At 61.5% G+C, this 14,960-nt stretch carries 12 protein-coding genes, 2 tRNA genes and 2 pseudogenes; 10 read left to right on the top strand and 6 right to left on the bottom strand.

Translation table 11 applies throughout. The features are described from left to right. Nucleotides 1-569 precede the first annotated feature (569 nt). Nucleotides 570-1,678 (top strand): IS3 family transposase gene (locus RA164_RS09185; RefSeq protein WP_329740557.1). Its coding sequence is split into 2 segments (ribosomal slippage): nucleotides 570-831 and nucleotides 831-1,678, totalling 1,110 coding nucleotides; the frame shifts between segments, so codons are not numbered across the junction. 165 nt (nucleotides 1,679-1,843) lie between these two features. Next, entirely contained in the window at nucleotides 1,844-2,296 is a 453-nt protein-coding gene (locus RA164_RS09180) for a hypothetical protein (protein ID WP_329740556.1), read from the top strand. 281 nt (nucleotides 2,297-2,577) lie between these two features. On the opposite strand, the gene RA164_RS16605 is transcribed toward RA164_RS09180, so the two are convergent. From RA164_RS16605 to RA164_RS09170, 4 genes and pseudogenes are all read right to left on the bottom strand, one after another. Continuing rightward, a complete protein-coding gene (locus RA164_RS16605; RefSeq protein ID WP_412731099.1) occupies nucleotides 2,578-2,691 on the bottom strand; it encodes a hypothetical protein in 114 nt (37 codons plus the stop codon). Nucleotides 2,692-2,708: 17 nt separating this feature from the next. Further along, on the bottom strand, nucleotides 2,709-2,789 hold the full coding sequence (locus tag RA164_RS16600) for a DNA-directed RNA polymerase (protein ID WP_412731098.1): 81 nt from the start codon (nucleotides 2,787-2,789) through the stop codon (nucleotides 2,709-2,711). Nucleotides 2,790-2,844: 55 nt separating this feature from the next. Beyond that, nucleotides 2,845-2,961, bottom strand: a pseudogene (locus tag RA164_RS09175) (integrase core domain-containing protein); the annotation flags it as partial. A 50-nt stretch (nucleotides 2,962-3,011) separates the two neighbouring features. Then, a pseudogene (locus RA164_RS09170) lies at nucleotides 3,012-3,275 on the bottom strand (KilA-N domain-containing protein); the annotation flags it as partial. A 392-nt stretch (nucleotides 3,276-3,667) separates the two neighbouring features. On the opposite strand from RA164_RS09170, the gene tig reads away from it, so the two are divergent. The 8 genes from tig to RA164_RS09130 all read left to right on the top strand — a co-directional run bounded on the left by tig (nucleotide 3,668) and on the right by RA164_RS09130 (nucleotide 12,612). Continuing rightward, on the top strand, nucleotides 3,668-4,960 hold the full coding sequence (tig, locus tag RA164_RS09165) for a trigger factor (protein WP_329740555.1): 1,293 nt from the start codon (nucleotides 3,668-3,670) through the stop codon (nucleotides 4,958-4,960). A 94-nt stretch (nucleotides 4,961-5,054) separates the two neighbouring features. Further along, the gene (gene clpP / locus RA164_RS09160; RefSeq protein WP_329743523.1) at nucleotides 5,055-5,678 is read left to right on the top strand and encodes an ATP-dependent Clp endopeptidase proteolytic subunit ClpP; all 624 of its coding nucleotides are present in this window, start codon (nucleotides 5,055-5,057) and stop codon (nucleotides 5,676-5,678) included. A 106-nt stretch (nucleotides 5,679-5,784) separates the two neighbouring features. Then, on the top strand, nucleotides 5,785-7,083 hold the full coding sequence (clpX, locus tag RA164_RS09155; protein WP_329740554.1) for an ATP-dependent Clp protease ATP-binding subunit ClpX: 1,299 nt from the start codon (nucleotides 5,785-5,787) through the stop codon (nucleotides 7,081-7,083). Nucleotides 7,084-7,250: 167 nt separating this feature from the next. Further along, nucleotides 7,251-9,785, top strand: coding sequence for an endopeptidase La (gene lon / locus RA164_RS09150; RefSeq protein ID WP_329740553.1), 2,535 nt, complete (start codon nucleotides 7,251-7,253; stop codon nucleotides 9,783-9,785). A 348-nt stretch (nucleotides 9,786-10,133) separates the two neighbouring features. Continuing rightward, nucleotides 10,134-10,406: an HU family DNA-binding protein gene (locus RA164_RS09145; RefSeq protein WP_017461157.1), complete on the top strand. Its 273-nt coding sequence runs from the start codon at nucleotides 10,134-10,136 to the stop codon at nucleotides 10,404-10,406. A 21-nt stretch (nucleotides 10,407-10,427) separates the two neighbouring features. Then, nucleotides 10,428-10,502, top strand: a tRNA-Val gene (locus tag RA164_RS09140). Nucleotides 10,503-10,511: 9 nt separating this feature from the next. Further along, nucleotides 10,512-10,588 (top strand) — tRNA-Asp (locus tag RA164_RS09135). A 104-nt stretch (nucleotides 10,589-10,692) separates the two neighbouring features. Beyond that, nucleotides 10,693-12,612: a SurA N-terminal domain-containing protein gene (locus tag RA164_RS09130; protein WP_329740552.1), complete on the top strand. Its 1,920-nt coding sequence runs from the start codon at nucleotides 10,693-10,695 to the stop codon at nucleotides 12,610-12,612. 121 nt (nucleotides 12,613-12,733) lie between these two features. On the opposite strand, the gene RA164_RS09125 is transcribed toward RA164_RS09130, so the two are convergent. Beyond that, a complete protein-coding gene (locus RA164_RS09125; RefSeq protein ID WP_329740551.1) occupies nucleotides 12,734-13,993 on the bottom strand; it encodes a LysM peptidoglycan-binding domain-containing protein in 1,260 nt (419 codons plus the stop codon). Continuing rightward, nucleotides 13,990-14,754 (bottom strand): hydroxyacylglutathione hydrolase, encoded by a 765-nt coding sequence (gene gloB / locus RA164_RS09120; protein ID WP_329743522.1) that lies wholly within the window; start codon nucleotides 14,752-14,754, stop codon nucleotides 13,990-13,992. The genes RA164_RS09125 and gloB overlap by 4 nt, the downstream gene beginning before the upstream one ends. Nucleotides 14,755-14,960 lie beyond the last annotated feature (206 nt).

The raw sequence follows: 14,960 nt of genomic DNA, 5'->3' as shown, positions 1-14,960 counted from the left end.
TCCAATCTCCTTCGGTTGGGGGATTGGACTCCAAACGGCCATGCTACTCAAAACCGGGGGGACGTCGACGATACGACGAGGTTGTCGAGGGAGTTGATGGGCGTCTCGCCGACTGCCTTCAGCAGCTCGTTGACGGCCTCCAGCTCGGTGGTCGGTGTGAGGTCCATTTACTCCTCTTTCATTTTATATGTTTCGGGTTTCGGGTCATATGGCTATGCTGTATTGCCTCCCAAAAATGAGAGGTGATTGCAATTATTTTGTTGATGATTGCTTTTATTAAATATCACTATATTGGGTGATCTGCATGACTGCTTATCTTGAAGAATTATCGGATTTGATAATTGACATTGCTTCGCAAGCTGGCGAGTTGGTTCCTCTGTCCAGGATATGGAACGCCACGTTGCAGACAGACAGGCTGAGATTTAAGAATGGCTCTGACTTCGATGCCGCCATAGTTGCCGGTCAGCACGAGAGGCTATGGCGTCTTGCGAGGGTCTGTCGACTCCCCGTAATCTTGATCCAGGCATAACTGGAGGTCTCCGGGCAAACTAGCCCCAAGGAGACCGAAGATGCGCAAGAGCAAGTTCACCGAAAGTCAGATCGTCGCGACGCTGAAGCAGGTCGAAGGCGGTCGGCAGGTCAAAGATGTGTGCCGCGAGTTGGGCATATCGGACGCCACGTACTACGTGTGGAAGTCCAAGTATGGCGGGATGGAAGCGTCCGACATACAGCGGCTGCGCGACGTCGAGGCGGAGCACGCCAAGCTCAAGCGGATGTATGCCGAGCTGGCGATGGAGAACCACGCGCTGAAGGATCTGATTGCAAAAAAGTTGTAGACCCGGCGCACAAGCGCCCGCTGCTGACGTGGTTGATGAATCACTACGGCTGGAGCGAGCGCCGGGCTTGTTCGGCGATGGGCTTGTCGCGATCAACGGCGCGTTACCGCCGCCGACCGGATCGGGACGAGGAAGTGATTGCGCTGCTCGCTGAACTGGCGGAACGGTTTCCAGAGCGTGGCTTCGGCAAGCTGTTTCAGCTGATTCGACGCCGCGGTCTGGTGTGGAACCACAAGAGGGTGTGGCGCGTGTATTGCCGGATGCAACTCAATCGCCGCCGACGCGGCAAGAAGCGTGTACCGAACCGGCATCCGATGCCCTTGGCGGCTGGCGAGCAGATCAACGCTAGTTGGTCGATCGACTTCATGTCCGACGCCCTGTGGGATGGGCGGCGCTTCCGGACGTTCAACGTGATTGACGACTTCAGTCGCGAAGCACTGGCCATCGAGGTCGACCTCAACCTGCCCGCCACGCGTGTCATCCGCACGCTGGAGCGGATTGCGGCCTGGCGCGGCTATCCGGCCAAGCTTCGCCTGGACAACGGGCCGGAATTCATCGCACTGGCGCTGGCCGAATGGGCCGAGCGCAAAGGCATCACTCTGGACTTCATCGAGCCCGGCAGGCCCATGCAAAACGGCTTCATCGAGCGTTTCAACGGCAGCTTCCGCCGTGGCGTGCTCGACATGTACATCTTCCGCACGCTCACCGAAGTACGTGAGCACGCGGAACGGTGGCTGGCCGACTACAACAACGAGATTCCCCACGACAGCCTCGACGGGCTCACGCCCGTCGAATTCCGACTTCAGAACGACCCGGCAACCTCTAATTTAGCTTGGCACTGATTTACGGGGAGTCGACAGCATAAGCCCTAGTGGACGGGCTAGAGGGACTTTGTGTAGTACTTTACCTACACTGCGATGTGTTTTGGATCACTCTTTCGGTCTGTTCATGACCGTAGAGTCGGGAGGCCGTCAATCGGGCGGCTAAACGGAATTAGGAGTTGGGACATGAAATTTAGACCTCTGGCAATCCTCGCCATTATCGCCATTTTAATGATCCCACTAACGAGTATGGCCTTGCCCGCATCAGCCCTTTCCGTCAGATATTTCAATTCAAGCGGCCAAGTCATAGGTCAACAAATTCGGTACTGTAATGGCTTTGCTGAACATGCAGGAAACGTCAGTTCAACAAATCCTTACCATGTAGCAGAAACTTATGGTTGCAAGGAACCGACAAGTTGCACTCAAGTAAGTACAGATTACTATGTCGATTGCACGCCTATGGTTGACAACACGTATTCAATAATTAGTTTTGTTGCACCGGATGGACTCACGCAGGCGGAATGGTGTTCTGGCAGCACCACATACCCATGGGGTGCCTCGCCAAGCTGCGGAACACCGGCGCCGTACGAGGACGAGTGGGCGCTTGCTGGTGCAACTTGGTATCCGACCTGGAATTAAAGAATTCACGCAGTTCCCGGAAAGCCGGCAATCCATAGAGCGCCAGCTTTAGGGAAGGTCTGATCAATCGGCTTGTTGCTCGTCTCTGCGAGGAGCTTTTCGACAGCCGCAGGGCTGGGCAAGCAGGAAGGGCTTCACAACAGCGAAGCTGACCATCCAATGACTTTATGCTCAATGGTCCGCGGGCGCTGCATCCCGGCGTGCGCTGGGATGACGAGCAAAATCAGAGTTTCCGTAGAAAAAAGCCGGGGAGACTGGTTAGGTCTCCCCGGCTAGGGTGGTTACGCCGAGGCGGCGATCTCGATGGCCGAAGCCACACGGAGCGTACCGTGGCCCAGTGCGAACTTGCTGAGCATCAGGGTGCCCTGACGGCGAGCGTCGTAGCTGTCTTCCAGACCCAGGTCCAGCAGCTTCAGCGTACCGAGCCGCCCACGGAGTCCCGCAGCGTGGCCGAGAAGTTCTGAAGGCCATTGCAGGAGCCGTCGAGGGCGATGGGCAGGTGACGACGTCCCCCCGCTTTGAGTAGCGGGTCGGTTTAGAGTCCGGAATTACTTTAACTGCTTCGCGTAGGCGGCCGGTGTCAGCCCGCCCAACGCCTTCTTCGGTCGCTCCTCGTTGTATTCCCGCCGCCAGCGTTCAATCTCGGTGCGGGCGTGCAGCAGGCTGGATGGAACGCGGGGCGTACCCACATGGCGTAGGTCAGGGCCAGGTCGTCCACCACGTAGGTACCGCCGTAACGCCCCCTGGAGGTCTCGACGGGCTTAATCTTCTGTGGGGAAGAATTGATCTCGGCCATCAGCTCCACGATTTCCGGCCTCTTGAAGAAGAAGGCAGGTTGGTGTCGGTTCTCCCCGCCGGCCGCCTGGTGGAGGTCATTCAGACAGTAACGACCCTCGGCATCCTGACGGATGGGGGTGGAGTGGATGACGGCGGCGACGGTTCTGGAGTCGGCATTGGCGTAGGTGAGGGTCTTGGTCATTCTGATGTCTCCATATGAAAAAGCCCCGGCTCCGTGAGGAGGCCGAGGCGTGGGGGCGTTAGGTGTTCTGAGGGTGACCTAAGAGGTCATTAGGAAATCTTCAGAGGGAGAACTTCGTTCCCCCTAGGCTCCGACTTTTACTCACCGTGGTACCTTGGCGGCACCTGAAAAGTGGGCGAGGTACCGCCCGACTATGCCTGTTGCGGTACCTCTATAACCAAGTCTATGATTCGCTGTTTGGTCGGGATGGTTTAGGTTCCAGCGGGTAACCCCCGTGCGGGTTCGAGTCCCGCCTTTCGCACCAATCCCTTGATTTTGAAGTTTGGTTTTACGGGCGGCGTGGCCGCCGCGGCACCGTGACAGGGCCACTACAGGTCATTCCAGGAGACGTCATGCAGGTTTCGGTTGAGAGCGTCGGCAAGCTTGAGCGCAAGCTCACGGTGAAGTTCCCGGCGGAGCGGTTCGATACGCAGGTGAACGAGCGCATCGCGGAAATGGGGCGTACCGTGCGCCTGAAGGGTTTCCGTCCGGGCAAGGTGCCGGTGGCGGTGATCCGTCAGCGCTTCGGTGACCAGGTGCGCAGTGAAGTGTTGTCCGACCTGATCGGCAGCACGTTGCGCGAAGCGTTCGCGCAGGAAAAGCTGCAGCCGGTGGCGAATCCCTCGATCGACACCACGGGCAAGCCGGAGAACGGCGAGATCGCCTACACCGCTACCTTCGAGGTGATGCCGGAGTTCCCCGAGATCGACGTTTCCGGCCTTGAAATCCAGCGCCCGAAGGCCGAGGTGAGCGACGCCGACATCGACAAGATGATCGAGACGCTGCGTACCCAGCGTCGCAGTTTCGATCCGGTCGAGCGTGGCTCGGTCGCGGGTGATTTCGTGATGTTCGAATACAGCGCCGTGGCCGGCGACTACCGTTTCCCGGCCGAAGGCCTGGAACGTGCCGGCAGCGTGCTGGGTTCGGGCACGCTGTTCAAGGCGCTCGACGAGGCGCTGACCGGTCGTGCCGCCGGTGACGCATACGAAGCCGAAGTCGCTTTCCCGGAAGACTTCCGCAACGAGAACCTTGCTGGCAAGACCGCTCAGGTCTCCTTCAAGATCATCAAGGTGCAGGAGCCGAAGCTGCCGGAGGTCGACGCCGAGTTCGTCAAGCTGTTCGGCATCGCCGATGGCGACCTGGAGCACTTCCGCAAGGAGGTCCGTGCGAACCTGGAGCGCGAGCTGAAGGGGGCGCTGCTGGCCCGTCTGAAGTCGGAAGTGGCCGAGAAGCTGGCCAACGCCCACGATACGCTGGACGTGCCGAACATGATGGTCCAGTCCGAGGCCAACAGCCTCGCCGCGGGCAGTGTGCCGCAGGGGCAGCAGCCTCCGCCGCAGTTGATCGAGGCCGCCACGCCGATGGCCCGCAAGCGGGTCATCGCCGGCCTGCTGATGGGCGAGCTTGCCCGCAAGAACGACCTCAAGCTGGATCGCACGCGCGTGGCCGAGCAGCTTGCTGCGATCGCCTCCACCTATGAAGAGCCGGAAAAGGTCGTTGAACTCTACAACGGCGACCCCCAACTCATGTCCGGACTGCAGAGCCGGGTGATCGAGGACCAGGTGGCCGAGTGGGTGGCGGATCACGCCAAGACCACTGTGCTCGACCTGAGCTTCGACGAGGTGATGCGTCCGGCTGGCGCCTGATCGACAATGCCCTGTGCGGCGGATGTCGCGCAGGGCGTTCCGGTCCGAAGGCCCGGAACTACAACATTGGCTCTAGGAGGCATCTTCCGTGGCAATGGATCAGATCCAGAACCTCAACCTGGTTCCCATCGTCGTCGAGCAGACCGCTCGAGGCGAGCGTTCGTTCGACATCTACTCGCGCCTTCTCAAGGAGCGGGTGATCTTTCTGGTCGGCCCGATCGACGACAATGTGGCCAACCTGATCGTGGCCCAGATGCTGTTCCTTGAATCGGAAAACCCGGACAAGGACATCCACTTCTATATCAACAGCCCAGGCGGTGCCGTGACGGCCGGTCTGGCGATCTACGACACCATGCAGTTCATCAAGCCGGATGTCAGCACCATGTGCATCGGCCAGGCCTGCAGTGCGGGTTCGCTGCTGCTGATGGCCGGCGCGGCCGGCAAGCGCTTCGCGCTGCCCAACTCCCGCGTGATGATTCACCAGCCGTCCGGCGGTGCACAGGGTCAGGCCACGGATATCGAGATCCAGGCGAAGGAGATCCTGTACCTGCGCGAGCGTCTGAATGGCCTGTACGCCCACCATACGGGCAAGCCGGTCGAGGAAATCGCCCGGGACATGGAGCGCGATCGCTTCCTGAGCGCCGAGGACGCCAAGGCCTACGGGCTGATCGACCAGGTGCTCGACAAGCGCGCCGTCGACACGGTGAAATCGGCCTGATCCGCGGGTTTCATCCACCCTGTTCGCGAGGGGCTCCGCGTCTGGATGCAGACGCGGAGCCCTGTGCTATTCTCGCGACGCAACTGATTGACAGCAGGATTACAGCATGAGCGACGAGCGGCAGGGCCGTTCCAACGACAGCGGCAAGATTCTCTACTGCTCCTTCTGCGGCAAGAGCCAACACGAGGTTCGCAAGCTGATCGCGGGTCCGTCCGTGTTCATCTGCGACGAGTGTGTCGAGCTGTGCAACGACATCATCCGTGAAGAGCTTGAGGAAAAAGCTGCCTCCGGCCGTACCCAGCTGCCGAAGCCGAAGGAAATCATGGAGACCCTCGACCAGTATGTGGTCGGGCAGACGCGCGCCAAGAAGGCGTTGTCGGTGGCGGTGTACAACCACTACAAGCGCATGGAGTCGCGACAGAAGAGCGACGAGGTCGAGCTGGCCAAGTCGAACATTCTGCTGATCGGGCCGACCGGCTCGGGCAAAACGCTGCTGGCCGAGACGCTGGCGCGGCTGCTGAACGTGCCTTTCACGATTGCCGATGCCACTACGCTGACCGAAGCGGGCTATGTTGGCGAGGACGTGGAAAACATCATCCAGAAGCTGCTGCAGAAGTGCGACTACGACGTCGACAAGGCGCAGTCCGGTATCGTCTACATCGACGAAATCGACAAGATCTCGCGCAAGAGCGAGAACCCGTCGATCACCCGTGACGTGTCGGGCGAAGGCGTGCAGCAGGCGCTGCTGAAGCTGATCGAGGGCACCCTGGCCTCGGTGCCGCCGCAGGGTGGGCGCAAGCATCCGCAGCAGGAATTCCTGCAGGTCGACACCAAGAACATCCTGTTCATCTGCGGTGGTGCGTTCGCCGGGCTGGAGAAAGTCATCCAGCAGCGTTCGGAGACCACTGGCATCGGGTTCGGTGCCGAGGTCCGCTCGAAGGAGCGCACCGAGAATCTCGGCAAGCTGCTGTCCGAGGTCGAGCCGTCCGATCTGGTGAAGTTCGGCCTCATTCCGGAGTTCGTCGGCCGCCTGCCGGTGGTCGCCACGCTGGACGAGCTGGACGAGGCGGCGCTGGTGAAGATCCTGACCGAGCCGAAGAACGCGGTCACCAAGCAGTTCAAGAAGCTGTTCGAAATGGAAGGCGCCGAACTGGAGTTCCGTCCGGAAGCGCTGCAGGCGATTGCCCGCAAGGCCCTCAAGCGCAAGACCGGCGCTCGCGGCCTGCGCACCATTCTCGAGCAGGTGTTGCTGGACACCATGTACGAACTGCCTTCGCTGGAGCACGTCAGCAAGGTCGTGGTGGACGACGCGGTCATCGAGGGACAGGCCGAGCCCTACCTCATCTATCGCGGCAACCTGCAACAGCAGCGTATCGGTGACGGTGGCAGCGACGCGGCTGCCTGATCCATCGCTTCGTCGACCCCGGCGGCCCTGGCGTTCTGCGCCGGGGCCGCTGCGTTTCAGTGCCCTGATAAGCACTTGTGGTGGGCGCGATCTGCCTCCACTTGACGTAGGCATGCCCCCGGCGCAGTGTCGGGGCGAGTCCGACCAACATCGCGAGTATCCTTTCGATGGCAAAACACGCCGCAACCCCCGCTACCGCTTCTCCGCTGCTGGATGCCCTGCCGGTGCTTCCGCTGCGGGACGTGGTCGTCTATCCGCACATGGTCATCCCATTGTTCGTGGGGCGCGACAAGTCCATGCGTGCGCTCGAGCACGCGATGGAGAGCGAACGGCAGATACTGCTCGTCGCCCAGAAGAGCCCGGACATCGATGATCCGGATGCCACGGACCTGCATGGGATTGGCACGCTGGCCAATGTGCTGCAGCTGCTCAAGCTACCCGACGGCACGGTCAAGGTGCTGGTCGAGGGCCAGGCCCGCGTCGAGATCGACGATTACCACAGCGAAGGCGGCATGCTCAGTGCGCGCTCGCGCATCATCGAGTCGGTCTACAGTTCGAAGGAGCGCGAGCTGGATGTGGTGTCGCGCACGCTGATTTCGCTGTTCGAGCAGTTGGTCAAGCAGAGCCGCAAGCTGCCGCCCGAAGTGCTGACCACCCTCTCGGGCATCGACGATCCTTCGCGCGTGGCCGATTCGATCGCTGCCCACCTGTCCGTGCGCATGGCGGACAAGCAGAGGGTGCTGGAAACCGCTGATGTCGGTGAACGGCTGGAGCTGCTGATCGGGCTGGTCGATGGCGAGATGGACCTGCAGCAGGTGGAAAAGCGCATCCGCGGTCGCGTGAAGTCGCAGATGGAGAAAAGCCAGCGCGAGTACTACCTCAATGAACAGATGAAAGCGATCCAGAAGGAACTGGGCGAGGGCGAGGAGGGACCCAACGAGATCGAAGACCTGCAGAAGAAGATCGAGTCGGCCGGCATGCCGAAGCCGGTGCTGGCCAAGGCGCGACAGGAGTTCGGCAAGCTCAAGCAGATGTCGCCGATGTCGGCCGAGGCCACGGTGGTGCGCAACTACCTCGACTGGCTGGTGGGCGTGCCGTGGAAGAAGCGCTCCAAGGTGCGCAAGGACCTGGCCCTGGCGCAGCAGGTGCTCGATGCCGACCACTTCGGCCTGGAAAAGGTCAAGGAACGCATTCTCGAATACCTGGCCGTGCAGCAGCGCGTCAACACCATGAAGGGACCGATCCTGTGCCTGGTCGGACCGCCGGGTGTGGGCAAGACCTCGCTTGGTCAGTCGATCGCCAAGGCGACCAACCGCAAGTTCATCCGCATGTCGCTGGGCGGCGTGCGCGACGAAGCTGAGATCCGTGGTCATCGCCGGACCTACATTGGTTCGATGCCTGGTCGCATCGTGCAGAACCTCAACAAGGTCGGCAGCCGCAATCCGCTGTTCGTGCTCGACGAGATCGACAAGATGTCGATGGACTTCCGTGGCGATCCGTCCTCGGCCCTGCTCGAGGTGCTCGATCCGGAGCAGAACCACGCGTTCAATGATCACTATCTCGAAGTGGATCTGGACCTTTCGGAAGTGATGTGGATCGCCACCGCCAACTCGCTCAACATTCCGGGTCCGCTGCTGGATCGTATGGAGGTCATCCGCATCCCCGGTTATACCGAGGACGAGAAGCTGGCCATTGCGCAGAAGTATCTGTTGCCGAAGCAGCTGAAGGCCAATGGCCTCAAGTCCGAAGAACTCAGTGTTGGCGAAGATGCCATCCGCGACATCGTGCGTTACTACACGCGCGAGTCCGGTGTACGCAATCTTGAGCGCGAGATTTCCAAGATCTGCCGCAAGGTGGTCAAGCAACTGACGCTGGGCGAGCCTGCACCAGGCAAGGCGCCCGTGGCGGCCAAAAAGGCAGCGTCGAAATCCGCCAAGGCGGTCAAGTCGACCAAGGCCAAATCGAAGGCGACGCGTGCACCCAGTGCCGTGCATGTCGATGCCGAGTCGCTTGATCGCTACCTGGGCGTGCGACGCTTCGATTTCGGGCGCAAGGAGCAGCAGAACGAAGTCGGTCTGGTGACGGGTCTGGCGTGGACGCAAGTCGGCGGCGACCTGCTCAGCATCGAGGCGTCGGTGGTCGGCGGCAAGGGGCGCTTGGTGAATACCGGACAGCTCGGTGACGTGATGAAGGAGTCGATCCAGGCAGCGCTTTCGGTGGTGCGTTCGCGTGCCGCGGCGCTGGGTATCGAGCCGGACTTCCACGAGAAGCTGGACATCCATATCCATGTGCCCGAGGGCGCGACGCCGAAGGACGGCCCCAGTGCAGGCATCGCCATGTGCACGGCATTGGTGTCGGCGCTGACCAAGGTGCCGGTACGTTCCGAAGTGGCGATGACGGGCGAGATCACCCTGCGCGGTCGCGTGCTGCCGATCGGCGGTCTCAAGGAAAAGCTGCTGGCGGCGCATCGAGGCGGCATCACCACGGTGATCATTCCCGACGAGAACCGCAAGGATCTGGCCGATATCCCGGACAACATCACCGGCTCGCTGGACATTCATCCGGTACGCTGGATTGACGAAGTGCTGGACATCGCGCTGGAGCGCCCGTTGCAGCCATTGCCGGCCAAGTCGCTGGATACACAGGCAAAGACGGATGCGTCGCCGGACGAAAGTGCCGAGGCCCAGGCGCGTACGCACTGAGGTCATCGATAGATGCCTCCGCCCGACCAGTGAGTCGGGCGGAGCCTTCGAACGAGCTTTCACGGTGCCCGTTTTGCAGCGACGCAGTACGCATTTGTGCAGCCCTTTGCAAGTGCTTTCCGGATGTCGCCTGAACCGCCGAAACCGTTGGTATTGCTTGTATTGCGGAGCCTGAGGGGCACTGGTATAAAGGGGCACCGCAACCGACACGCTCCCCTTTTCGGGAGTTTCGCGATGCGGGGTCGCGGGGCGGCGCCTCAAGGGAGCCAACCTTTCAATGGCGGCGTCGTCTCGTCCCAGACTGACCACGCGGGCCGCATATACGCTTACGCTTAAGGGAGTAACTCAATGAATAAAACCGATCTGATCAATGCCATTGCCGACAAGGCCGAGCTCACCAAGGCCGACGCGGGCCGTGCGCTTGAGGCTTTCTTCGAGACCGTCCAGAAGGCCCTGAAGAAGGGTGACGACGTCTCGGTGGTCGGCTTCGGCACCTTCACTGTGCGCAAGCGTGCCGCGCGCACCGGTCGCAATCCGCGCACCAACGAGACGATCAAGATCAAGGCTTCGAAGGTTCCGGCTTTCAAGGCTGGTAAGACGCTCAAGGACGCCCTAAACTAAGCGGCTCTTCTGCTTGGTTTCGGGTGCTTAGCTCAGCGGTAGAGCGTCGCCCTTACAAGGCGAGGGTCGTAGGTTCGATCCCTACAGCACCCACCAGAACAGTGCGGAGCGGTAGTTCAGCTGGTTAGAATGCTGGCCTGTCACGCCGGAGGTCGCGGGTTCGAGTCCCGTCCGCTCCGCCACAGCTCACAAGGGCGCCCGCGTGGCGCCCTTGTCATTTAAGCTAGGCGGATCGTTTCCGGTGCGCCGGATGCTGTCATCGTTTGTTGGATTGCGGGAAAAATGCATGCTGCAGTCATTGGGTAAAAAGATGCAGGGCTGGCCAGCCATCGTGGTGCTGGGCATTGCCGTGTTTGCCATGTCCTTCTTCGGTATCGAAGGCTATTTCAGCTCGTCTGCCGAGACCTATGTCGCCAAGGTCGGCAAACATGAGATCACCCAGCAGCAGTTCCAGGATCGGATGAACCAGATCCGGCAGCAGATGATGGCTGAAGAGGGTAGTCACTTCGACGGTGCCGCCTTCGAAAAGCCGGATAACAAGCGCCGAATCCTGGATGCGATGATCGACCAGCAGTTGCTGCTGCAGGCCAATCACGACATGGGTATGCGGGTATCCGATGGCGCGCTGCGCGATGCCATCGCGAACATCCAGGCCTTCCAGACGAACGGCAAGTTTGATCCGAAGATCTACCGGGTCCTGCTGGCCGAGCGCGGCATGACCCCGGAGATGTTCCAGCAGCAGATGGCCGACAGCATGGCCTCGTCGCTGTTGCCCGACGCGATCACCGACAGTGCCGTCGTGACCAGCGCCGACATGGATCGCTACCTGGACCTGCGCCTGCAGCGCCGCGACGTGCAGTACTTCACGTTGCCGCGTCCGACGCCGGCCGACACCACGGTCACCGACGCCCAGATCAAGGCCTACTACACCGCGCACCAGAGCGACTTCATGCGTCCAGAGCAGGTGTCGCTGAAGTACGTCGAAGTGAACGACAGCAATGTCAAGCTTGACGTGCAGCCGACCGAGGCTGAATTGAAGAAGCGTTACCAGGACGAAAAGTCCCGCTTCGTCCAGCCGGCACAGCGGCTGGTGTCGCATATCCTGATCAATGTGCCGAAGAACGCGACTCCGGCGCAGCAACGCGCGGCGCTGGCCAAGGCCGAAAAGATCGATGCCGAAGCAACCCCCGCCAACTTTGCCGAACTGGCCAAGAAGGATTCGGACGACCTGGGTTCAAAGAGCCAGGGCGGTAACCTCGGCTGGTTGCAGAAGGGCATGACCAACGCTGCTTTCCAGGACGCGATGCTGGCCCTGAAGAAGGGGCAGATCTCCAAGCCCGTGCTGTCGCCCGAGGGCTACCACATCATCTACGTCCGGGACATCCAGGACGCCAAGATCAAGCCCTTCGACGAAGTGCGCGCCCAGCTGGCCCAGGAAGCGGCCAAGGCTGATCGCGCGCGCAAGTTCAACGATGTGGCCGGCAAGTTGGCCGATCTCAGCTATCAGACGCCGGGCTCGCTCGACACTGCAGCCAAGACGCTCAACCTGCCGCTTCAGTCGACCGCGCTGTTCAGCCGCAAGGGTGGCAGCGGTATCGCCGCGAATGCCAAGGTCATTGCGGCAGCGTTCTCCGACGACGTGCTGGCGCAGGGCAACAACTCCAGCCTGATCACGCTGGGACCGGACGATGCCGTGGTGGTTCGTGTGGACCAGCACAATCCGAAGGCCGTACGCCCGCTGTCCGAAGTCAGTGCCACCATCCAGAAGAAGATTCTCGACGACCGTGTGGTGGCAGCAGCCAAGCAGAAGGCTGATGCCTTGCTGGCACGCCTGCGCAAGGGCGACGACATCCAAGCCGTGGCCAAGTCGGCTGGTGCCAGCGTGCAGACGGCGAACGACGTGCAGCGCATGTCGATGTCGCCTTCGGCGCAGAGCCTGCCACAGCCGGTGCGCACCGAGGCTTTCCTGTTGCCGCATCCGTCCGCGGGCAAGCCGCAGTTCGCGAGCGTGTCTGTCAGCGACGGCGTCTATGCTGTGCTTGCGCTGGACAAGGTGCAGCCGGGCGATCTTTCCAAGATCACCCCCAGCGACCGTGCGCAGCTCCGCATGAGCATGGCGCGCGCCTACGGCAACATGGCGACCGATGCGTTCATCAAGGCGCTTAAGGCGAAGACCAAGATCAAGATCGTCGCCAGCCGCATGTAACCGCGGAATCGCCGGTTGTACCTCGCCGGCCGTACACGAGACATCGAGACACAAAAGAAGGGCCATGTGGTCCGGGGTGGTGCCGTCGCTGTGCAGCAATCTGACGCCACGACCAACCGCGCTATTGCGGTGCACTGACCTTCAGCACCTGACCGGGCTTGATGGTGTGACCGCGCAGGTGATTCCAGTGCTCGATCTGACGCACGCTGACGGCGTACCTGCGTGCGATGACCCACAAGGTTTCACCGCGACGTACCGTGTGTCGACGTATCGGTGGTGGTGCGGAGGATGCCAGCGGCGCTGCATGCTCGCGTTGCCCGGGTGAGGGATCGTTACCGGTCGAGGGTAGCGAGGGCAGGGGCAGCGGTTGTGGTGTGACGCCAGCGATCAGGTCGGCGTCCCTGGCGTTCTGCAATTCGACATGTCGATGCCATTGCCTTGCATGCTGACGCGGAAGCAACAGGCGGGTTGGCGTATGGGCGGCGGTAATCCGTCCATCGCGGAAAGCCGAGTTCAGGTGCTTGAGCTTGTGCAACGGCATGCCGGCGTACTTGGCGACTTTCTCCAGTCGCATCGGGTGCTTCACCGTTACGGTTTCTAGCCGCTTGCTGGGCGGCAGCAACGGCAGGTCGACGTGGAAGCGGGCGGGCTCACGAATGACACAGGCAATCGCCAGCAACTTGGTGAGGTGCTCGCGGGTGATCCGCGGCACGGGCAGGTTTGGAATCACCGGTTCGGCCGGTGGCATTCCATGCTGCTTGAGCACTCGCTGCACGGCGAACTCACCGGCGTTGTAGGCATAGTCGACCAGACGCCAGTCGTGCAGGTCCCGGTAGTAGCGTTCGAGCAGTGTCATCACGCCATCGGTCGCAGCCGGCACACTGAAGCGGGCGTCGTAGCTCCGGCTGACCTCCAGGCCCATCGTGCGCGCTGTCGCCGGCACGATCTGCCACATGCCGGCTGCATGCTGGTAGTGCCGGCTGGTGACCGGCTGATAGTGGCTTTCGACCCAGGGCAGCAGAACGAATTCGCCGGCGACATCGTGTCTGGCAGCAACCTGCTGCACGTAGACCAGTCTGGGCATGGCATCGCGGAGCGTGGCTTCGAAGTGTTGCGGGTCCTGCGTGTAGCGATGAGCCCATGCGAGGATGCCGGCATCAGCATCGCAGTCGGCCATGGCAAAGCTCTGGCGCAGTTTGCTCCAGATGTCCGGTGCCTGGATGGCTGACGGAATCACCGCCTTGACCACCGACTTCGGCTTCGGTACAGCAGTGCTAGGCGGGGTAATCAGCGGTAATGGTCCGACGTGCGGTGCCGTGGCGCAGGCACTCATCAAGGCGACCAGTGCAGCCGGCAGGACAGCCCGCCAGTAGCGCGTCATTTGAACTGGTCCTTGGCTGCACGCAGCGCGGCGAAGTGGGCGATCCGGTCGTTTGGGGACGCGCCCTGTTGCTGACACCAATCAATGACTTCAGGGCTGTCGATACGCAGGAACGGATTGGTGGCTTTTTCGGTGGCCATGCTCGATGGCACCGTGGGGCGGTTCATGGCACGCAGCGCGGCGACCTGCTCGACGCGCGCGCGCAGCGCAGCGTTCGCGGGCTCGATGGTGATCGCGAAGCGGCCATTGGCGGCCGTATATTCGTGTCCGCAGCAGACCAGTGTGTCGTCGGGCAATCCGGTCAGGCGGTCGAGCGAAGCCAGCATCTGGCCTGGAGTTCCTTCGAACAGGCGGCCACAGCCCATGCTGAACAGCGTGTCACCGCAGAACAGCAGACCTTCGCCGGCATAAGCGACATGACTGGTGGTGTGGCCGGGCACGGCCAAGGTGCGGAAGCGCGCTGCGGGACTCTCGATCAGGACATCGTTGCCATCCGACACACGATGCGTCGCCACATCGATGCGCTCGTCCATGGGGGCGTATACCGGCACCTGGTGCTGCTGTCGAAGTGCCGCGGCGCCGGCAATATGGTCGGGGTGGTGGTGGGTCAACAGGATGGCGCGCAAGCGCAGACCCTGGGCCTTCAGTGCTGCCTCGACGGGCGCCGCCTCGCCGGGATCGACGACGAGGGTGGAACCCTCTCCGTCGTGAAGCAGCCATATGTAGTTGTCGGTCAGTGCCGGGATCGGTTGAACGTGCAAACAGGGATTCCCCCAGGGCTGGCCTGGAGTCGCGTGGCGCGCACGCACATGCAGGCGAAGCCTTCGACTATACGGGGGGTGTCGGGTCGACTCGTTATCTGGGTGTTAATGCGATCGCCTGGTGTTCAGTCATGTGTCCCGGTTCGTCTTTGCGCCTTCAGCCGCTACACTTCGAGGATTCCCGCGCCGCGATGGGTGTTCGGCAC

The organism is Dyella sp. A6 (assembly GCF_036320485.1).
GTDB lineage: Bacteria > Pseudomonadota > Gammaproteobacteria > Xanthomonadales > Rhodanobacteraceae > Rhodanobacter_A > Rhodanobacter_A aluminiiresistens.
This window is presented reverse-complemented; position numbering and strand designations above follow the sequence as displayed.